The 21922-nt window shown below is 41.4% G+C and carries 18 protein-coding genes; 10 read left to right on the forward strand and 8 right to left on the reverse strand.

Annotation, left to right across the window (positions count from 1 at the left end; genetic code table 11):
- The first annotated feature begins 136 nt into the window (after positions 1–136).
- Entirely contained in the window at positions 137–1351 is a 1215-nt protein-coding gene (locus H6H03_RS19925) for a damage-control phosphatase ARMT1 family protein (RefSeq protein ID WP_190956824.1), read from the forward strand.
- Positions 1352–1500: 149 nt separating this feature from the next.
- On the opposite strand, the gene H6H03_RS19930 is transcribed toward H6H03_RS19925, so the two are convergent.
- The gene (locus H6H03_RS19930) at positions 1501–1959 is read right to left on the reverse strand and encodes a DUF4385 domain-containing protein (RefSeq protein ID WP_190956825.1); all 459 of its coding nucleotides are present in this window, start codon (positions 1957–1959) and stop codon (positions 1501–1503) included.
- A 190-nt stretch (positions 1960–2149) separates the two neighbouring features.
- On the opposite strand from H6H03_RS19930, the gene H6H03_RS19935 reads away from it, so the two are divergent.
- Both H6H03_RS19935 and H6H03_RS19940 read left to right on the forward strand, forming a co-directional pair.
- Positions 2150–2617: a VOC family protein gene (locus H6H03_RS19935; protein WP_190956826.1), complete on the forward strand. Its 468-nt coding sequence runs from the start codon at positions 2150–2152 to the stop codon at positions 2615–2617.
- 28 nt (positions 2618–2645) lie between these two features.
- Positions 2646–2942: a hypothetical protein gene (locus H6H03_RS19940; RefSeq protein ID WP_190956827.1), complete on the forward strand. Its 297-nt coding sequence runs from the start codon at positions 2646–2648 to the stop codon at positions 2940–2942.
- 98 nt (positions 2943–3040) lie between these two features.
- On the opposite strand, the gene H6H03_RS19945 is transcribed toward H6H03_RS19940, so the two are convergent.
- Both H6H03_RS19945 and H6H03_RS19950 read right to left on the reverse strand, forming a co-directional pair.
- Positions 3041–3745, reverse strand: a complete 705-nt coding sequence (locus H6H03_RS19945; RefSeq protein WP_199339003.1) for a Uma2 family endonuclease — start codon at positions 3743–3745, stop codon at positions 3041–3043.
- 54 nt (positions 3746–3799) lie between these two features.
- Positions 3800–4561 (reverse strand): class I SAM-dependent methyltransferase, encoded by a 762-nt coding sequence (locus H6H03_RS19950; protein ID WP_190956828.1) that lies wholly within the window; start codon positions 4559–4561, stop codon positions 3800–3802.
- Positions 4562–4778: 217 nt separating this feature from the next.
- Here H6H03_RS19950 and H6H03_RS19955 point away from each other — a divergent pair, with 217 nt between their 5' ends.
- A complete protein-coding gene (locus tag H6H03_RS19955) occupies positions 4779–7022 on the forward strand; it encodes a cation:proton antiporter domain-containing protein (RefSeq protein ID WP_242057926.1) in 2244 nt (747 codons plus the stop codon).
- A gap of 12 nt (positions 7023–7034) precedes the next feature.
- On the opposite strand, the gene H6H03_RS19960 is transcribed toward H6H03_RS19955, so the two are convergent.
- From H6H03_RS19960 to H6H03_RS19970, 3 genes are all read right to left on the reverse strand, one after another.
- Complete coding sequence (locus H6H03_RS19960) at positions 7035–8603, reverse strand: metallophosphoesterase family protein (RefSeq protein WP_190956894.1); 1569 nt, start codon at positions 8601–8603, stop codon at positions 7035–7037.
- Positions 8604–8830: 227 nt separating this feature from the next.
- Positions 8831–9256 carry a type II toxin-antitoxin system VapC family toxin gene (locus tag H6H03_RS19965; protein ID WP_190956830.1) on the reverse strand — a complete coding sequence of 142 codons (426 nt, stop codon included), beginning with the start codon at positions 9254–9256 and terminating at the stop codon, positions 8831–8833.
- Between the two features lie 7 nt (positions 9257–9263).
- Entirely contained in the window at positions 9264–9479 is a 216-nt protein-coding gene (locus H6H03_RS19970) for an antitoxin family protein (RefSeq protein ID WP_190956831.1), read from the reverse strand.
- Between the two features lie 311 nt (positions 9480–9790).
- On the opposite strand from H6H03_RS19970, the gene hflX reads away from it, so the two are divergent.
- The 5 genes from hflX (at position 9791) to gshB (ending at position 16138) form a co-directional block, all read left to right on the forward strand.
- Positions 9791–11536, forward strand: coding sequence for a GTPase HflX (hflX, locus tag H6H03_RS19975; RefSeq protein WP_190956895.1), 1746 nt, complete (start codon positions 9791–9793; stop codon positions 11534–11536).
- A 352-nt stretch (positions 11537–11888) separates the two neighbouring features.
- Complete coding sequence (locus tag H6H03_RS19980) at positions 11889–12770, forward strand: 2OG-Fe(II) oxygenase (RefSeq protein ID WP_190956832.1); 882 nt, start codon at positions 11889–11891, stop codon at positions 12768–12770.
- A 528-nt stretch (positions 12771–13298) separates the two neighbouring features.
- Complete coding sequence (locus H6H03_RS19985; RefSeq protein ID WP_242057927.1) at positions 13299–14441, forward strand: XDD4 family exosortase-dependent surface protein; 1143 nt, start codon at positions 13299–13301, stop codon at positions 14439–14441.
- Between the two features lie 249 nt (positions 14442–14690).
- Positions 14691–14963: a glutaredoxin 3 gene (gene grxC, locus H6H03_RS19990; RefSeq protein WP_190956834.1), complete on the forward strand. Its 273-nt coding sequence runs from the start codon at positions 14691–14693 to the stop codon at positions 14961–14963.
- A gap of 200 nt (positions 14964–15163) precedes the next feature.
- A complete protein-coding gene (gene gshB / locus H6H03_RS19995; protein WP_190956835.1) occupies positions 15164–16138 on the forward strand; it encodes a glutathione synthase in 975 nt (324 codons plus the stop codon).
- A 392-nt stretch (positions 16139–16530) separates the two neighbouring features.
- Here gshB and ftsZ read toward each other — a convergent pair whose 3' ends face one another.
- Positions 16531–17832: a cell division protein FtsZ gene (gene ftsZ / locus H6H03_RS20000; protein ID WP_190956836.1), complete on the reverse strand. Its 1302-nt coding sequence runs from the start codon at positions 17830–17832 to the stop codon at positions 16531–16533.
- A 1056-nt stretch (positions 17833–18888) separates the two neighbouring features.
- Positions 18889–19743 (reverse strand): cell division protein FtsQ/DivIB, encoded by an 855-nt coding sequence (locus H6H03_RS20005; RefSeq protein WP_190956837.1) that lies wholly within the window; start codon positions 19741–19743, stop codon positions 18889–18891.
- 774 nt (positions 19744–20517) lie between these two features.
- Here H6H03_RS20005 and H6H03_RS20010 point away from each other — a divergent pair.
- Entirely contained in the window at positions 20518–21849 is a 1332-nt protein-coding gene (locus H6H03_RS20010; protein WP_190956838.1) for a P-loop NTPase fold protein, read from the forward strand.
- Positions 21850–21922 lie beyond the last annotated feature (73 nt).

Raw genomic sequence — 21922 nt, forward strand, 5'->3', positions numbered from 1 at the left:
GCAGAGAACGCGGGGACTTGGTGAAAATTATCGTGTTTTTGAGTTGATTTGACAAATTTTTACTTTCAATTTCCTACTCAAGTTAAAATAACTAAAAATATGAGGGTAAAAAAAGTTTGCGGTGAACACATTCCATATGCCAAAATTACCCGTACCTCCACCGCTTGTAGGGTCAGAAATTGGTTCTTTTACTGAGTTTACAGTTACTGAACGAATGCCTGCGATCGCCCGCCGAGTTATCGCAGAAAATAATTTTTCCTCAGAGATTAATACTACTTTAGAAAATCTCGCTACAGAATTGCCAATTGGATATTTGCGGCCTCTTTTCAATGATACTGGTGTAGATATTTCTGCTTGGGAAAAATATTTAGAGCCTTACAAAAATCAGCGTTGGCTAGATGTTCCTTGGTTTTTCGCAGAAACTTATTTTTATCGGTTAATTTTGAATATTACCAATTATTTTCGCCCTGGGGAATGGCAAGAGATCGACCCCTTTAATTTACAAAAAAGTCAAGGTTTGGAAACATCTCTTAACTCAATTATTCTGTTAGGCGATCGCGTAAATAATTGGTTGGATAAATCACAACTAGATGAAAAATTAAAACAAACAGCTTTAATTGCACTTTTATATTTTTCTTTGTGGGGAAATCGAGTTGACTTGAGCTTATGGTCAGCATTCGACAATGACCGGAGTCGTTTTGATATTGAAAGCCAACTCGCTCACGTCTTAGTAGATGATACTCACAAAGCCGTAGAATTGTTAACTAGTTCTCAGGAAGGGCGGATTGATTTTGTAGTCGATAATGCTGGTTTTGAATTAGTCTGTGATTTATGTTTAGTAGATTTTTTGTTAAGTGGTGGAGTGGTCGAGCAGGTTTATCTTCATTTAAAACCACATCCAACTTTTGTATCTGATGCCATGATTAAAGATGTGCATTACACAACAAAATTTTTAGCCACTACTAGCAATCAACAAATGATATCCTTGGCCCAAAGATTACAAAAACATCTAGCATCAGGGCGTTTAATTCTAGCTGATAATTATTTTTGGACATCACCTTTAGCCTTTTGGGAAATACCCAACTCGCTCAAAAACGAGTTAGCCAAATCCAGTTTAATTATAATCAAAGGAGACGCAAATTATCGTCGATTATTAGGCGATCGCCATTGGGATTTTACCACCAATATTGCAGATATAGTCAGTTATTTACCAGTGCCAATGGTAGCTTTACGCACCCTAAAATCAGAAGTAGCAGTAGGTTTAAAACCAGAAGTTATAGAGAAACTAGCAAAATCTGACTCTTCTTGGTTGACAAATGGGCAATGGGGTGTTGTTCAGTTAGTAGCTTAGTACAGCATTTCATGAATTCATAGCAAATTCTGTGCGTGCGCTTACCTCTGTGGTACTTTGCGTTTAAATTTCAACCCTCAATTCGCCACAATTTTATACAAAGCTGTACTTAGGCAATGAAAAATTGAGATTTCAAAGTCACACCGAAGCTAATCTACTTCATACCTCTGTTTATGTCTAGCCATAAGCTGGAGATATTTCTCATTTGTTTTTGCTTCTATCCATTTGGTTTTAAATATTGCTGCCGATTCAGCTTTTATCGGGTCTACTTCATAAGGTAAAATCTCTTTGGGCGAATCTTTTTTGTATTTTCTGCCGCTTTTATGATTAGCATAACGGCGGGAGCGAGTATAACCCATTTGGATAAACTTTCGCGCCATATCTGCCCCGACAAAATCATCTTGTTCTAGATAATCAAGAAATATTTCATAGATTTTTTCGCTAGATTGTCTAGCAATTTCAGGAGTTTTGAATCGCCAGTAAGGAAGAATTTCCGATTTATATGGTTCTACCAAAAGTACACCCTGCTCGCCCTTCCCAACGCGATAGAGTTCGGGATGTTGCCGAAAATCGATATTTTGAAAATCTAAAGAATAATCAAAAGGCATGGTAAAAAAGAATTCAGAATTCAGGAGTCAGAATAAATGAGGGTATATTATATTAAACCCTTGTATTTATCGAGTAGTGGTACAAAATATCTTGTAACTTCTGACTCTTTTGTTGATAGATTCTTATTAGGAATAGTAAACTTTAAGAAAAAAGTTCGACTTCTATCTCTGTAGGTAAATTTTGTTTACTATGCTATCTAATACCCAATCTGGGAACAGCGTTCTTGCTCCAGGGAATTTGCGTAAAGTGCATCATATTGCGCTTAACGTCAAAGATATGCAAGCTTCCCGACATTTTTATGGGACTATTCTGGGTTTGCATGAACTTACAGGCGACGAAGTACCCGCAACCTTGGTGGAACTCGTCGCATCTGGAAAAGTAGCCAATTTTATCACGCCAGATGGTACGATACTAGATTTATTTGGGGAACCAGAATTATTACCACCAGATCCGAATCCAGAAAAGACATTCACTAGAGCCTATCATTTGGCTTTTGATATTGAGCCGGAGTTATTCGATCGCGCCGTGGCAGTAATCAGAGAAAATAAAATAGCGATCGCTCATGGCCCAGTCACTCGTCCTACTGGTAGAGGAGTGTACTTCTACGACCCAGATGGCTTTATGATTGAAATTCGTTGCGATCCAGAAGCAAGCTAACTTACAAACAATAGCAAAACTATCTCCTATGCCCGCGAACCTCACGCAAATATTTAAAGTAATTGAAGACACAATTACCAAACCGCCAATTCCCCACGAACCATACAAACAATCATTAAAAGCCTGGGCAATGTATTGTTTGCGAGATAAAGGCTTTAAAGTTGTTTACGCCCAAAACGCCGACTTTGCCATTGAAACAAAAGGCATAGAAAAACTCTATTTTAAAGTTTCCAATAGTCCCGATAATTTAGATAACTCTATTAACTGGATAGTTTGGGATACTACAACCAAAACCGGCACTCTCATTCCTCAAAAAATAGACTAGACTTCTTACAAAACTTCTTCTTTACCTTCTCTGCGCCTGTGCACCTCTGCGTGAAAAAAATATTTACGCAAGAACCCTACTAATACCAAATTTCCTAACTATTCTGACTCCTCAATTTTCACTCCAGAATTCTGCTGCACAAATAGTTGATGTTCCCGTGAATTTAACCCCAACTGCAACACAGCCAAAACTTGCTGCATATTCCCAGCAAGTAAATTAGATATTGACAACCACAAACCAGGAAATACTTGACTTTTAATAACTCCATTTGCATCGACTTCTAAAGACACATATTCTCCTTCTTGCAGCCGAAACCAATCTAATTTATTTTCAAATATTTGCCAAACAATATATTCTTTTACCCCATTGCGAGAATAGGCTTTTTTCTTATCATGCAAGTCAATAGCAACACTACTAGCTGCTATCTCTACTACAAGTTCTGGCGCACCTTCTATATAATCATCATCGCCCAAACGAGATTGTCCTTTAGCTGTCGGTGTAATTAATAAAACCCCATCTGGCTGAGGTTCATTATTTGCATCTAAACGGACTGTTGGCTCAATTCCCAATCTCACACCAGGGGTTGATGCTGCATAAACTCCCAACCAAGTGATTGTATAACCATGTGGTTCAGCATGACTTTCAAAACGTAATGGGGATGCCAAGTATACAACTCCTTCAATTAATTCTGCCTTTTGATGACGGGACATTGCTTGATAGCGTCGCTCAAATTCGTAGCGAGTGAGGCGATCGCCATTTTCTAAAAAAGGAATTCCCTGCTTAAGTCCTAACTTTACCATCATTTCTAACTCTGTAATGAGTTTTACTTTATTATGGCATGGCAGCTTAATTATGAATTACTGTAAGTCGGGTTTTTCAAATATCATTAAATGCTGTTGAGGTAACAAATTTTTAGTTTCACGCCAAACTAAACCAACAGCTTGCATTTCCTTCCGGACTTGTTTTTGAGTCATTTTATGCAGACGTTTTATCATAATAAAAGGATTTTCACCCCGATACTCAACTAGCATCACCCTACCACCAGGCTTCAGTGCTTTGACAATTTTTTGCATCACTTCTTGGGGATATTCTAGTTCGTGATAAGCATCTACCATCAATGCTAAATCAATACTTTCATTTGGTAAATTGGGGTCAGTAAGAGTTGCTAAAACAGGCTCAACATTAGTAATATTTTTCTCCTGTTTGAACAATTCAATAATTTCTAACATTTCTGGCTGAACATCTACAGCCAATACTTTACCCGTTGTTAATAGCGGTGCAATACGAAAACTTAAATAACCAGTACCAGCACCAATATCTGCTACTATATCGTTAGGTTTGAGGTTAAGAACGCTAACTATTTTACTTGGTTGTTCCTGTTCTTCTCGGTTTGGTCTTTCTAACCAGCCAGCGCCAGTGTATCCCATAACTTTGGCAATTTCTCGACCCATGTAATATTTGCCAATACCATCTGGACTATGGATTACACGTTGTTCGTAAACTCTTGTAGAAGGTGAATCTGCTTTTGCTATAGCAATTGGATTGAGCAGGAAGCACCCCAATATCACTATAAAAATGAGTATAAAAGGTAAAAAATTAGATTTAGAGCTATGACTCATATTAAGTGTAGTTAATTACTTCGTTGATAGGTTATCACTTTTTAAAATCAGTTTTGTTAATTATCGAGCGATCGCTAATCATAATCATGCCTTTAAGAATCACAAATTAATCTTCTAGAGCGATGTGGAAGTAAACAATAACATTATTTACTGAAAACGGCCCTTTCAAAATTCGTCATCCCACCTTTAGACGCTTATCATGGAAAACCTATCCCTAATGTTACTGCCCGTATTAGCTGCACAGAAAGGAGCAGGTGCTAGTCTAATTAAACCTCTCGGTCATCACGAACTGCTTTTGGTGCTGGTACAACTGTCGCTGTTGCTTTTAGTAGCGCGGGGATTAGGTGAGTTGATGCGCCGGATTAACCAACCTCCTGTTGTTGGAGAATTACTGGCAGGTGTACTACTTGGCCCTTCTTTATTTGGTTTGCTTCTTCCAGACTTACAGGCGCATATCTTTCCCAAAAGCCAAGAACAGTCCGATTTACTTTCAGTAATTTCTTGGTTAGGTGTGTTATTTTTGCTGATTGTGACTGGGTTGGAAACGGATCTTAAACTGATTCTGCGTAAAGGTAAAACTGCCCTACTGATTTCATTAGGTGGAATTATTGTCCCATTTATTACCGGATTTGGACTAGGCTGGCTATTGCCAGATAGTTTTTTAGCCGACCCACAAAAACGCTTGGTATTCAGTCTGTTTATCGCCACAGCGATGAGTATTTCAGCAGTACCAGTGATTGCTAAGGTGTTGATGGACTTGAACCTGATTCGCCGTGACATTGGTCAAGTTACCTTAGCAGCCGGCATGACCGACGACACCATTGGCTGGATTTTACTTTCTGTGGTTTCAGGTTTAGCTAGCAGCGGTAAATTTGACTTTGCAACAATTTTCCACTCGGTGAGTGCAGCGGTATTATTTCTCGCCATTGCCTTTACAATTGGGCGTACCATTGTAGACCAGATTTTGCGCTGGGTTGATGACTACGTTGGTGGCATCGCCGCTAGTATGTCGATTGTGTTGATTCTTTCACTCTCAGCAGCAGCACTTACCCACGCATTAGGTTTGGAAGCAGCCTTAGGTGCTTTTGTGTTGGGAATTCTAGCAGGTCAGTCACGCCGCTTTAGTAATGAAGCCGGACACATGCTAGAAGTATTCACAGCCAGCTTTTTAGCACCGATTTTCTTTGCAGCCGCCGGTTTGAAAGTGAACTTGCTAGCTTTGTTAGTTCCCCAGACCTTATTATTTGGTTTGATTGTGCTTGCTGTAGCCTGTATTGGTAAATTTACAGGTGCTTACCTGGGTTCTCGTGTAGGTGGCTTGAGCCATTGGGAAGCTTTAGCTATGGGTTCCGGGATGAATGCGCGTGGGGCAATGGAAATTGTCGTTGCCACAATTGGTTTATCTTTGGGAGTACTCAATCCCCAGATGTACTCAATTATAGTCATGGTGGCGATCGCTACGTCCTTGATGGCTCCACCCCTTTTGCGCTGGTGTTTGTCGAAAGTGGTTATGGGTGAAGAGGAAGCTCGACGTTTGGAACAAGAAGAACAGGACAGCCGTAGCTTTATCAAGCAGATACACCGTATTTTAGTACCCACTAGCGGGGGGCCGAACATCCAACTTGCAGCGCAGCTAGTTGGTTACATAGCTCATCAAAACCAAGTAGAAGTTACAGCTTTATACGCTCTGAGCGACAAGCAGCCCCAAAAAAAAGCACGTAGAACCGCAACCCAAGTTAAAGATAATGCTGCCGAACAAGCTCTTGCTGCTGTTACTGAGGAAATGCAGCTACCTACCGATACCACCCTGCAAACAAAAACCGAGTCTGGGCGTAGTAAAGCAGAGGTAATTCTAAATGAAGCGAACAAAAACTATGACTTAATTGTTCTGGGAGCCTCCGAACAGATACGCCCTCAGAAAGCATTGTTCAATTTGCTTGTTGACAGGGTAGTACAAGAAGCCCCTTGTGCAACGATGGTCGTTAAGTCGCACCTACCCCAACCCCAAGGTGACATATGTAAAATCGCCCAACAACAACTAAAAAACATTCTTGTGCCAACAGTGGGGACAGAATACAGCAAAAATGCCGTAGAAGTAGCAAGTGCGATCGCAGCTCAGACTGGTGCACTAGTAACTATTGTGAACGTGATTAACTTACCACAGGTTGAGTATATTCTTTACGAACAGCGATCGCTTACTCCAGTAAAGGAAATTGCTCAAGATCTGCTAGAACGGCAAGCTGCAATCGGTCGCAATCTCGGTGCTGATGTCAAAACCTATATTCTTCAAGGAAACAGCCCAGAAAGGGAAATCCTCAAGTTTGCCCAAACCAAGGAAGTTGACTTAATTATTCTAGGTAGCAATATCCGCATGGTTACCGGTCGCGTTTTCTTCGGTCACAGAGTGGATGCAATTCTCAATAAAGCACATTGCCCAGTAGCTGTTATTACTGCACCATAGTCTTTTAGCTGTTTAAATCACAAAAGGTTCAGGTTCGCTGTTATACCAGTCATCACCAATACGCTCAGTAACCAGTGGTTTGACAATAAACTTGGGTGGACTGCCATCTAAAACATCAATCCGCACGCATGAGTAAGGCAATCGCTTCTGGAAATTGTAGTCATGGCGACCGACAAAAAGCATAGAATCAGCAATTTTACGACTATGATTACCAGTAATTTCATCAAAAGTCTCCATCAATTCAGTCCCCTCTCGCCGTTGATACCGGGGACGATGACCGCTACCACCAGAGATAATGCAGTTAATGTGGGAATCAGCAAATCCGGTATCAGTAGTGCGGAGATATTCCAAACAGTGAGCGTGACCGTTTAAAATCAAATCCACTATGGGACGCTCTTTAATTAAAGAACCAAGAGTTTCAGCTACTTGTTCAAATACCCAACGCAAGCGATGGCGAACTGCCAAGGTTTGTGCCTGATGCCATTTAGTAGCCTCTGTTACATAAGGTGGATGGTGGAAAAAGATTACACGTCCGCGCACTTCGGAAGTATTCCAAGATTCGATGAGTCTGCGACGTAACCATTCAAGTTGTTCAAAATCGATCGCAGGCATTTTTTCAGATGCCAACTGTTTTTCAATATCGATTTTGATTTCATCAATTTGGTCTAATTTGGCACTCAGTTCATCAAGTTTTTCCGCTTCAGTGGGTTTATCTGGATTCAGCCCCTCGCATATTTTCAAAATTTGCAATTCTTCTCTATCTATCTCATGGCGACGCTTTTGCAACTCCCGGCGGTAAATTTCCCCCTCTTGAGTTGCAGGTAAAGGTGATGGTGTATTAAAGGTATTAGAATCCAGGGCGAAAAAGTCAATTCCCCCGTAACGAAACGTATAATACCGATTAGGTAAACGAGTGAATTGTCCGGGTTCGTAACGCAAACAGCGTCCTGTGTCGGTTTTCGCAGTATAGTGCCGATCTAAATGGCGTTCTAACTCTTGCGAAGACATCCGCGCCGTATAATCCATAAACGCCCGTGCATAGGCATTACCTTGATAGGAACCATGCCAGCCAATCTCGATATCTTTGTAGCCCAACAGCCGACGTAATGATGATGTTGTTCCAGTCAATAAACGGTACATCAACGGCACATCGTAGTAATCATGATTACCAAGTACTGGTAGGAACGGCAAATTAAACACCATACGGTCATAGGAAATACCTTTTGGGTTGTCGCCACCTACAAGAAATTCTCGGTAAGGCTCAATAAAGTTCGTTGAGTAATACTCTTGAGAACCCACCACATAAATTACATCTCCTGTGTGCAACACAAAACTGCAATCCTCTCGGTGAGGAAGCATCAGTTCGGCAACTTTTCGCTGGGGGTGGTGTAGAGAATGGGATTTAGTACCAGAATCACCGATAACCATAAAGGAAAATTCTGGACTATCATTTTTGCGATCGTCAATAACCAAGGAAGTTTGGTCAATTCCCCGTTGCACAAAACTCGGATGCATCCACCGCACCCGTTCCTTCATCTTTTGAATTTTCACAGGAATCGGTGGATCGGAAATCAAATTCATGGCTGATAACTCGTGAATGCCTAACGCACAAGCTGATTGTAACGAAATAATAACATTGGGCATTGGGCATTGGGCACTTGTACTGAGCGCAGCCGTTGGCGCAGCCTCTCGTAGAGAAGTATTGGGCATTGGGCATTGGGAGTGAGGAGTTAAGAATATTCCCTTGTCCTCTTGTCCTCTTGTCCCCTTCTCTCCCCATCTCCCTCATCCCCATGCCCCATGCCTAGTCACGGCAAATTTTCTCGCAATAATGCTCGAAACCCTGCTTGTTGAAAATGCTCGTCAGCAGTTAAGGCTTCAGTGATTCCGCTATATTCCATCACAATAAAAGATACGCAATCGACAAATCCCCATTCTTTCTCAGTTCGATCGCAATAAAGTTGAAAAGCACGTTTGTAAAGTTCTTGGGAAAGGGGGACAATTTCTACTTTGGAGTCTGCTACCAAAGAGTTCAATAATATAATTGCCGCTTGACGATAAGGTAGTTGGGATAAGGCGTTGCCAATTTCCAACATCACGGCCTGTGTTGTCACTAAACGAGTTTCTGCCGCTTGTAACATTTTAGCTAGATATAAAGCTCGGTGATGCAAGCGATCGCTTGGTGCAGATAAGGCAAGAGCAAATGATGTATCAAGAAAAACTTCAGAATGCATGAAAAATCTATTTTACGTATAAATACTTATCTATATTGGCAGACCAATCACTTGGCCCTTGCAGGCTGAGCGATCGCGCTGTTTGCAAAAATGATACTGTTTCATGTTCGCTAGGCGGTAAAATTTCAATACTGATTCGCACGCGGGTATTAGTTGGCAGTGCGATCGGTTCAGACGGATAGAACACTTTGCCATTAAATATGGCTGTAATTTTTTCTACCATTTCCCTCAAAAAATTCTTTTAGTCTATCCTAAGCTGGTTGTGGGAATACGGGTAGGTTAAATGGCGCGATCGCCAAATTTTAGATTTTGGATTGTTCATTGAAAAGTTAAAATCTTACAAACACAGAGCAATCGCCACAAGCTATTATCAATAACTGCTTCACAATCTAAAATCTCAAATCCAAAATAGTTAAGACTTCACAAACAGTAATTAAGATTGCATCTCTCAGAGGAAAGAGTTTGCACCCCTTAGGCTGTTGTAAAATAGACATAAGAAGGATTCGGGGGGCCATTAACTGGTCAGAAACGCCTATAGAGACTATCTTTGGAAATCTCCAAGGTCTAAAGACCAGCCAGCTGAAACAATTACAGCGGCTTTATCACCAGCGCATACCAGGCGATCGCATCACCACGCCTGAGTTTTCCCAGCGTCTGGCAGCAATCAGCACAGAACTTAATCAGCCTGTGTGTGCCTATCTCAACCGTCGCGGACAAGTGATTCGTGTGGGGGTAGGCACACCGCGTCAAACGCAAATTCCACCACTGGAATTGCCCCGTTACGGTGCGGAACGACTCAGCGGTATTCGTTGTATCGCCACTCATCTAAAGCCAGAACCGCCCAATGAAGCGGCACTCACGGCTATGGCACTACAACGTTTAGATGCTTTAGTTGTCCTAAATATTACAGGAACAGGATTTACACGGCGGGGAGGTGGTGCGACTGGGTACGTCAAAGAAGCTTATTTGGCTCATCTGACGCCCCAAGACTCTCGGAGTTTGATTACTACTCCTGCTGGCTTGAAGATAGAACACAAGCAAGTCCAATCTCCAAGTTGGAATATATCGCCACCTGTAGGACTGGAAGAACTGGCACAGCAGGATTTGATCGACTTGGTGGAAAATCTGGAAGCCGAATTCCAGCGGGAATTTATCGCCCAGGAAGTAGATGCTGACCACGATCGCGTGTTAATAGTGGGGTTAATGACCGATGAAATGACCCCCCTGCAATTCCAAGACACCCTAGCAGAATTGGCGCGTTTAGTTGATACGGCTGGGGGAGATGTATTGCAGACAATACAACAAAAGCGATCGCGGATTCATCCGCAGACAGTAGTGGGCGAAGGTAAGGTGCAAGAAATTGCCCTGACAGCGCAAACATTAGGAGTCAATCTCGTCGTCTTTGACCGCGACCTTTCACCCTCCCAAGTCCGCAACCTAGAAGCGCAAATTGGTGTCCGCGTCGTTGACCGCACCGAAGTAATTTTGGATATCTTCGCCCAACGCGCTCAGTCCCGTGCTGGTAAATTGCAAGTAGAACTAGCACAATTAGAATACATGCAGCCGCGACTGGCTGGTAGAGGTCGTGCCATGTCCCGACTAGGTGGTGGTATTGGGACTCGCGGCCCTGGTGAAACAAAACTAGAAACCGAACGACGTGCAATCGGGCAGCGTATTTCCCGACTGCAAAAAGAAGTCAACCAGTTACAAGCGCATCGTTCCCGCTTACGACAGCGACGACAACATCGAGAGGTTCCCTCAGTAGCTTTAGTTGGCTACACCAACGCTGGTAAATCAACTCTCTTAAATGCTCTGACAAACGCAGAAGTTTATACAGCTGACCAACTATTTGCCACTCTCGATCCTACTACCCGCCGCTTAGCAATTCCTCACGGCGAAACTGATGAACCTCAAGAAATTCTCATAACAGATACAGTAGGGTTCATACACGAACTGCCTCCATCCTTAATGGATGCCTTCCGCGCCACCTTAGAGGAAGTCACAGAAGCTGATGCACTGCTACATCTGGTAGATTTGTCTCATCCAGCTTGGTTGCGACATATTCGTTCAGTCCGGGAAATCCTCGCGCAAATGCCAGTGACTCCCGGCCCGGCGCTGGTTGTTTTTAATAAAATCGATCTAGCTAACAGTGAGACCCTAGCTCTAGCAAGAGAAGAATTTCCCCTAGCAGTGTTTATTTCTGCTAGCCAGAGGTTGGGATTAGAAACCCTACGTCAGCGCCTTGCTCAATTGATTGAATATGCTGTTGACTCTCGGTAAATACCGCAATAAATTTTGAATTTTCAGTAAAAAATGTCGTAGCTATATTAGCTACGGCATTTTTTACTGAAAATAATAAATATTTCTCGTTTACTTTACTGAAGCTTTATCGGATTATGTGGAATTTGCTGAATGACAATATAGGAAAATACGTGCTAAAACAATTTATTAATAGTATTTTTCTGTTTGTAACTAATACAGTAATTACATTTATTTTCTGAATAAAATCTAATAATATATAAGGCTTTAAATTCTGAACTCCTTATTAATTAATTTTACAAGTACTGTATTAGCCTTTCAGGATAACTTTTAAAATTTTCTCAGTTATCAACATCTATAGAAGGAAAAGTATATGCCATTGGCCTCACAGCAGTTTGAGTCCAAAGATGTCAAAGTTCAGCTTCTTCTAACTGGAGGATATCAATACACAGTTTATTTAAAATCAGATTCCCCTCTACTGCACAGTCTTTTAAGAAAAATTGTAGCTCGTGCATACAAACAAGACTCTGATTTAGAGAATTTATTTCAAATTCCTATTAATGAAGGTCACTCGGTTTTATGTTTTCCTAGCGAACATCTTATAGGCGTGGTTACAGAACCCCCAATCTTCATACAACAATCAGAGAACATACAACTTCAAAATAATTATATTGAGGCTTCTGATTATATCCATATAGATAATTTTCTTACGCCAGAAGAACACAAACGCTTACTCAAATATGTTCTAGAAAAAGAATCAGATTTTTTGCCAAGCAATACTTCTACAAACGATATTAATTATCGCCAATCATTGGTTCTTTACTCATTTCCTGAATTTTCTGAATTGATATTAAAGAAAATTCAAGCAATGATTCCTGATATTATAAGCAAATTAAACATACCATCTTTTTCTATATCACAGATTGAAAGTCAACTAACTGCACATAATCATGGTAACTATTACAAAGTTCATAATGATAATGGCAGCCCAGACACTGCTACCAGAGAACTAACATACGTTTATTACTTTTATCAAGAACCAAAATCATTCTCTGGTGGGGAATTGCTAATATACGACAGCAAAATTGAAAACAACATCTATGTAAATACTGAGACTTTCAAAACAGTCGAACCTCGCAATAACAGCATTGTATTCTTCCTCAGCCGCTATTTGCACGAAGTACTGCCTGTCAACTGTCCCTCTCAAGCTTTCAAAGATAGTCGATTTACTATCAATGGCTGGGTGCGTCGATAAACCAATTCAGTATCAATACTACTACAATAACTATCTAACTTTATAGAAGGCGATCGCCTTCTATAATTTATTGCATACTTATACTGAATCAATTTATGAAAAATATATATTCTTCAGTACATTATAAATAGTTTATCAAAATTACTTAAATATTTTATTTAAATTTTTATAATCAATATTATATCTGCTAATTAAAACTAGAAATATTACGTAAATTAACCAAAAATATTTTTCATGTAGTAAACACTTAGATCTCTGAAAATAATTACGTAACAGTCATTTATTTATACTCTATTAAATTTTGAATAAAGCTTAATAAAAACAGTAGTACATCTTATTTTTGTGTGCCAATGTGGATTAGTTAATGATGTCAATAATGCTTGGAGAAACGTCATTAATTAGGAAACTTTTCCACATCTTGTTTTAAGACAAAGAGGTTTGATTTACATGTCTCAAGCATATTCAAAAAAAATAATTGGGTATATAACGTGTGGTCTTTTATCATTCAGTTTAGCTGTAGGATCGCAAATGCCTCAAGCACAGGCAGGAAATGGTAATGGTAACGGTAACGGCAACGGCAACAGAACACCAACGCCAGCACCCGCACCTGCACCAGCACCAGCACCTGCACCAGCGCCAGCACCCGCACCAGCGCCAGCACCTGCACCTGCACCTGCACCAGCGCCAGCACCTGCACCTGCACCAGCGCCAGCACCCGCACCCGCACCCGCACCCACAATTTTGGGGTCTAAAAGTTTTTCTGCGACAGGAACCAATACCTATGACGGCTCTAACGATCCTCTGGGAGCGTCAGTCCTTTTTAATTACCTAAGCAATGGTTTATTGTCAGTGACCCTGACAAACAATTCTTCTGTAGGAATCTCAAATCCTTCTGATGTTCTAACCTCAGTCTTTTGGGACTATGCTGGTTCTGCCCTTAACTTATCGCTAGTTTCGGCTCTAGCTCCCACAGTAACCTCAAACGCAGGCTCTACTACTACAAACAATGTCAATCTTCTAGCTCTAGATGAATGGAAATTGCCAAACACTAGTAATACTGGAGGACTTCCTGGTATTGACCAACATTATGGTTTGGGTACAGCCGGCTTAGGTATTTTCCAAGGTGGTGGTGGACAGCAATTCAATTACGGAATCATAAGTGGTTACGCTAGTGATGCAAATCCAGCCGTAAGTTCAGGGACTTTTGTTAAAGGTTCAGCTACTTTCTTGCTATCAGGGCTAACCTCTGGCTTTGACATCACTAAGATTGGCAACATCCGTTTTCAGTACGGTACATCACTAGCCGAAACTAGTATAAAACCTGCACCCGCACCTGCACCAGCGCCTGCACCCGCACCAGCGCCTGCACCTGCACCTGCACCTGCACCCGCACCTGCACCCGCACCTGCACCCGCACCAGCGCCTGCACCCGCACCTGCACCAGCGCCCGCACCAGCGCCTGCACCAGCGCCTGCACCCGCACCAGCGCCTGCACCCGCACCAGCGCCTGCACCTACACCTGTCCCACCTTACGTCCCACCTTACTATCAACCTCCTGCACCTCAACCGCAAAAAGTACCTGAACCTAGCACAACCGCAGCGTTAGGATTATTAGGCTTAGGTGTTTTCAAACTTCAGAAGAAAAACAAAAAAAATACTTCTCAAACTTAAACTGCACTGCTGAGTTTTTGCATAAAGGAGCTTAAATATGGGTTTAGAGGAGCGTAAGCACTTCTAAACCACTTTTTGTTAGATGTAAGAAATGCCAAACTAGAAGTCACTTAGATAATTCCTGTTTTTTAACTAGCACTTAGTACTGAAAAAAAATTTGAGCAACAGGAAGAATGACAATAGTCTACAAATACACAGTCAGTGGCAAAGTTATAAAATTAAAAAGTATTAAATCAATTTGAGGACTTTATGGCTGCAAAAGTAGAAATTTACACTTGGAGGACTTGCCCTTTTTGCATCCGTGCCAAAAGTTTGTTGAAAAATAAAGGAGTTGAATTTATTGAATACAGCATTGACGGAGATGAGGCAGCCAGAAATAAAATGGCTCAAAGAGCAAATGGACGCCGTTCTTTACCGCAAATTTTCATCAACGAGCAACATGTTGGTGGTTGTGATGATATCCACGCTTTAGATAATCAAGGCAAGCTGGATGAACTACTAGCTTCTGGCAATAGCGTTTAAATTCAAAAGATATTGCTCCGACTGGCGACAAGCCGCTGGATACACACGGCAGTCGCTACAACTCTGCAAAAGCAACGTTCTGCAAAAGATTGTCTGTTAAGAAATTAGCTTCCAAACTATGCGTATACACCAATTGGTGAGAACATCAGGAGATAATGATTGAATAACCATTTAATTTACTGGTGATTGAGGCAGACAGCGTGAAACTGGCTTTTATCATTGATCCCATCCATCAGCTTGACCCGTGTCATGATACCAGCGTTGCCCTGATGGAAGCAGCGCAAATCCTGGGACACGAAGTTTGGGTGACTCAGGCAAATCTGCTGAGTGTGGTCGAGAGCAAAGCTTGGGCTGTTCTACAGCAAGTCGAACTAGTACCCGTGGAGTTGGTTGAGGGGCGCTGGGTAGCAGCTAATCCTTGGTATAACTTGAGCGAACGCTTTTTCGCTCCCCTAGAAACAATGGACGCCGTATTCATGCGGACAGATCCACCTGTTAATGATTCCTATCTCTACGCTACCTATATTCTCGATTACATTGACCAAAATAAAACTTTGGTGATTAATAGTCCTAGCGGTATTCGAGGGGCTAATGAAAAAATGTACGCCCTCCAGTTTACCAAAGCAATTCCAGAAACAATTGTTAGTGCTGATAAGCAGTTTATCCGACAATTTGTGGAAGCAAAGGGGACTGCGGTTCTTAAACCATTGGGTAACAAAGCTGGGGAAGGAATTTTGATTTTGCAATCAGGCGATCGCAATTTCAACTCTATTATCGAACTGAGTACTCTCCAAGGTAAAGTACCTGTAATGGTGCAGACCTATCTACCACAGGCAAAAGAAGGAGATAAGCGAATTATCTTACTCAATGGCGAACCCATAGCTGCCCTCAATCGTCTTTCTAGCGGCACTGATTTTCGTAATAATATGGCAACTGGTGGTACAGTCGCCCAAACCGAAATTACTCCAAGAGAACATGAAATCTGTACCCAAATAGCTGAACGTTTACGCCAAGATGGCTTAATTTTTGTGGGTATTGATGTTATCGGTGGCTACCTCACTGAAGTTAACGTCACCAGTCCCACTGGAATTCGTGAGATTGACCGCCTGGATGGTACTCGCCTCGCTCATCAGGTTATTCAATGGATTGAACAAATTTTACAAATTAAAAAATAATTTCTATTTACGTTTTTTTAGTTGTGTCCTATTCTGAGGAAATATACCTAGTTAGGACACTTGCGTAATTAATTTTTTGACGGCACTTACATTAAGTAAATATATTTACTGAGTTACATGGATCGCAGGGGTAGATGTAGCGATGTCTAGGAGGGGCTAGGCCTACGCATCCTGAGTTGAGCAGGTCTTACTGTTTTTTCTGACAAAAAGCGCAGCTAGACATCGGAATCAGCGGATTCCTGCCCAAGTTCCTTGTGTAAGTAGCGTTGAGAAGTTTCTCTACCAATTAGCAATATTAGGGATGGCAACGTCATTGCTTACCCCTACCTTTGGTAAAACCCTGAAACTAGCAGATTTTATACAAAACTCAGCTGGTCTAAATCCAAAATTTTTTAATTCCGTGGTGTCCGTCGGTTTTTCAGAAAATCAGGTATATCCAGCCCCTGTTTTTCTTTTGGCTCTGGAATTGGAGCCGGGGCTGGAGTTGGGGTTGGAGGATTAACTGTGGGTTGCTGTGTTGTTGGTCGTTTGGGAGTGTTGGGTGCTACCCGAACGTTAGCCACGCTTTGTTGTGGTGCTGTTTGTACTTCACCTGTAAACCCAGTAGCAATTACAGTAATTCTTACCTCACCTTGGAGTCTGTCATCAATTACGGCGCCAAAAATAATATTAGCGTTGGGATCGACTACTTCATAGATTGCTTCTGCGGCAGCATTTACTTCATGTAAAGTCAGGTCAGTACCGCCGGTAATATTAAAGACGACTCCTCTAGCGCCTTCAATGGAACATTCTAGTAAAGGCGAAGAAATAGCTGCGATCGCTGCTTCTCTTGCTCTAGATTTTCCAGAGCTAACGCCAATTCCCATCAATGCCGATCCTGCATCTGCCATCACAGCTCGGACATCGGCAAAATCAACGTTTACCAATCCGGGAATCGTGATGATATCGGAAATACCTTGCACCCCTTGACGCAGCACATCATCTGCATAACGAAAAGCTTCTTGCACGGGGGTTTGTTCGGGGATCACTTCCAGAAGTTTGTTATTGGGGATAATAATTAGCGTATCTACCCTACTTTTTAGTCCTTCAATACCTTGTTCTGCTTGACTGGTGCGGCGGCGTCCCTCAAAAACAAATGGACGTGTAACCACGCCAACAGTCAGAGCGCCCATTTCTTTAGCTACTTCTGCCACAATCGGAGCTGCGCCTGTCCCAGTACCGCCTCCCATACCAGCAGTGATAAACACTAGGTCTGCACCCTCTAAAGCCGTGGCAATTTCGTCTCGTGATTCCTCAGCTGCCTTTTGCCCAATGGCAGGATTACCACCTGCTCCTAAACCCCGTGTTAGCTTTTGTCCAATTTGTAATCGACTGGGAGCGCCAGCTAAAGTCAAGGCTTGGGCATCAGTGTTAATTGACCAAAACTCCACACCAGAGACATCAGATTCTATCATCCGGTTAACAGCATTGCCGCCACCGCCGCCGACACCAATTACTTTAATGTTGGCAACCCGACCTGGGACAATCTCACCAATGCGGCTATTTTCAGTAGAAATCTTCTTATTATCGTGATTTTGTCCGAAGTTCAATCCAGAGTTAAAGGGATTGGTCGAGTTAACTGCCATAGAGAAACCGGGCTGTCCGGTAGATTGGGAATCTTTATAGGTAAGTCCTTGGTTATTATCAAGTGTCATTGGATTTGTGAGAGGTAGATAAACGACTATTTGGGGTGTTATTCAACTAAGAGTCAACTATAGTTTGACGCTGCCATAACATTGTGGCAGTGTTTTTTATTGTTTTCACTACTGCCAAGCCTAACAGAATTCGCTGTGCGAAAATTTACTCTGGGGTAAGGTTTTAAGGTAAGCGATCGCGCAGCGAATTCTACAGAAGTATAATTCCATCTTACGTAGTCAAATATAGCCACACTACTACAGATATGTCTGAACAACAATAATTTCTGCATAATTACGTTGAATATATTTAAATACCTACATGTATCTAAAAACCTTCTGTATAACTTCAACCAGACATTAATCTGTTCATTTTCTTGGGCAGATGGCATAACTTGTAAGCACACACTAGAGTGGGTCTTATCATATTGTTAATAGATTTCACCATTGGGGATGATTGCAATTTAAGACACAAAATTTACATGATACTTACTTATCTTGGAGATGTAAGTAAGGAATAATTTGCTTGTCAGACTATACCTGATTAATTTGTTATTTGGGGAGTCTTAATGGACACTTTGTTGTAGCAATAGTCTAGTGCAAGAGACTATATCAGATGCACCGACAACAAAAGATTAAAATCTCTCTTGCGCCCTGTTTGGCCAGTTCCAAAATGTCCTAAAAACACCAAAGCCAGAGTATTTTCGGCTCTGCACTTGAATAGCGGCCTCAACTGTTCTTATCAGTGTCCTGTGCTTGTGAGTCAGATTTTAATGGAAAACTCCAACATTTTTCTCCTTTTTGCACTGGCTTGGGTCGAAGAATGTATGGGCAGAAAGTCTTTGGACACTATATTCCATGATTATATTGTCCAGCATCTTGCACCCCACTACATAGATATTAGGATCGCAACTGAGGACTTTTTACTCACAATGGAGATTTTATGGTCGATCTTCTCATTTTAATTAGAAGTTAATGCCGATTTTTCTGCGATTTGCCAGAAAGCTAATAATAATAAATATATTTATCAGCATAAAGCTTCTTAATTTACTAAGAGCGCTCAATACACGGAACACCCTAAATATTTCCAGGGATTTTGGGAGTTAATTTGGGATTTATTTGGTTCATTTGTACTAATGGAAAATCAGGATTTTTCAAATCAATATACTCTATTTCAGCAGAATTGAGTTTTGCTGTTAAATGGCGCATTTGGGCTAGTACCTTGATTTGTTCAGATAATTGCGGGCCTGGAGTGCCAAGATGCACATTTCCTAATTCTGTTTTCAAAATTAAATTTGTTGGATTTTGGCAATCAATTTCCATCACTTTTACCAGACTTTGACTGACAGCTTGATGAATTTGAGTCCAATAGAGGCAGTATTGTTTTGGTAATCCAATCACTCTGAGATTGGGTAATTTTCTGCTGGGATTGAGTGATGTGTATTTTTCTAAGGGTATCCAAACTCCACTTGCATCTAATAAGCCAATTGTTACTTTTTTGTTACTAGTGCCTTGATTTTGGATTGTTGGTGTTTGAGTCACCGCCACAGGTACTCGTTCTTGGATGTCGATGATTAACCCAGGAGGAAATAGGCGGCGCCTAACGCTCGCATTAGCAATAGTTGGCTGTTTCTTCAAGGAGTTGGCAATGGCCGACGGTTCAATTCGCCACAAGGATTGAGGGTAAGACAGCACCAACAGCGATCGAGTTGTCTCATCGGACAGTAATTTATTCCCTGATTTCATCACTATTTGTTTAGAAGCTTTGAGCATCCACATTGGTTGAACTGCCACCCACAGCAATCCACTTGCCAAACTGGTGATGGCAAAGGTTCGCCAAATAGCCTGAATAATTTTCATCTGCCGTTGCCGACGCAATTTTTTACGACGCTGGGCTAGATCCGTGCGGGAAACTGATATTATGCCAGCCATTCAAACCCCTTTTTCCTTGCAGTCCAAATTCCTTGATGTGTTTGTCTCATTATTAATTTCAGTAAACACTGTCGGCATCTGTTAGCCGCACTCCTCAAGACTTTTTTTATTTTTAGTAACACTTTACAGTAACTACACAAAAATCGTGGGGCTAACCATTGTTGTTATTAAAGTTTCCGGTGTCCATTTTTAACTGACTGTAGTCTTTTTGACAAGTTTTCATCGAACTTTCTTCTTTCCATGATTACAAAATATTAATTTAGATATTTATGATTTTGTTTTATTGACAAATACAATGTGAAATGATAAATAAATATTCCCTTAATCTCTGTATACCTTGCTATAATTCATACCAGTCCTATCTCATCAGCTATACAAAGTGACAATCATCCAGTCTAGTAGTTTTTTTAACTTCTAACTTAAGCATAAAGATTTGTGCCAAGTGAACCAAGAGGATAAAGGCATAAGGGAAAACCTCTGATCCCAAGCAGCTTTCGTTCCCCTTGTTTTCCTCTTAGTCAGGCCAAACTAGAGATTGTCAAAACCTCAATAGCAGGTGTAAAAAGGACAGATATGCTTAGCGTTATTAGGGTCAATTAAATCTCTACCATATACTCACAGTTACTCGTTGCAGCGTCGCTAGGAGTACTGTCTGTTGCAAGACACTACCAACTTGCAAACTAAGCGTTTGCCTAAATGTAGGCTAGAGATTACTTGTATAAAAATACGAATTAAACTGCATCTACACACACATTTACATACACCTCAACATACATGAGAATGACATTAAATTTGTCACGTTTTTATAAAGCATGTAATCCCAGCTACACATTAAATGTAAGTAACGTGTTAGACCGGCAGTATTACATAGATTTTGCTGATGTACGCGGTTGCAAGATAGTAGAAGAATTGCAACGGACAATCTGCCGTATTTCTCCGGATGAGCCAACCTGCCAATTATTTACGGGTCACATTGGCTGTGGCAAATCTACAGAATTGCAGCGCCTGAAAACAGAACTAGAATTGGCGGGATTTCATGTGGTTTATTTTGAGTCCAGCCAAGACTTAGACATGGCTGATATTGATGTCAGCGATATTTTGCTGAGTGTAGCCCGTCAAGTCAGTGTTAGTTTAGAAGCAATTGGCATCAAACTTAAACCTGGTTACTTTAGCAATTTGTTTAAAGAAGTAGGCGACTTTTTGCAAAGTCCCATAGAAATTTCCGCAGAAGCAGAGTTATCCCTAGGAATTGCCAAAATTACCGCCAAAACCAAAGATAGCAACCAGTTGCGTAATCAGCTGAGGCAATACTTAGAACCACGTACCAATAGTATTTTGCAAGCGATTAACGAAGAAATTTTAGAAAAAGCTGTCAATCAGCTGAAGCTACGGGGTCAAAAAGGGCTGGTAGTGATTGTAGATAACTTGGATCGAGTGGATATGCGTCCCTTAGCATCAGGGCGATCGCAGCCAGAGTACCTATTCATCGACCGAGGCGAACAGTTACGCCGACTCAAATGCCACCTAGTTTACACAATTCCTCTAGCTTTGATTTTTTCTAATGAGTACGAGACACTGAAAAATCGCTTGGGAGGAGGAATTGCACCTAAAGTATTACCGATGGTGTTGCTGCGACAAAGAGATGGTAGTGACTACGAACCAGGGATGTCACTGGTACGCCAGTTAGTCTTAGCAAGAGCTTTTCCAGAAGTTCCTCTAGACGCAAGACTGTCACTCGTTACAGAATTATTCGAGAACTCCCAAACCTTAGATCGTTTATGTCGCGTTAGTGGTGGTCACATTCGTAACTTATTGGGTTTACTTTATAGCTGTCTGCAACGACAAGATCCGCCTTTTTCTAGCGACTGCTTAGAAGCAGTGATTAAGGACTATCGCGACGATTTGCTATTAGCTATTGACGAATCTCAATGGGAATTATTGTTTGAAGTAGTGCAACAGCAAAGAGTTAAAGGCGAGTCTGACTATCAAAGCTTATTACGAAGCATGTATCTGTTTGAATATCGCGATCCTGTAGGCCGCTGGTTTGGTATCAGTCCAGCCTTAGCAGAAACAGAAAAAGTTTTGGCTTGGCAACAAAACAAATAACACTGTTGGGTAAGTTAAGTGTAATTAGTTATTAGTCATTAGTCCTTTGCAAATAGCAAAGGACTAATGCCCC

It is taken from the genome of Nostoc paludosum FACHB-159, from assembly GCF_014698835.1.
Classification (GTDB): domain Bacteria; phylum Cyanobacteriota; class Cyanobacteriia; order Cyanobacteriales; family Nostocaceae; genus Nostoc; species Nostoc paludosum.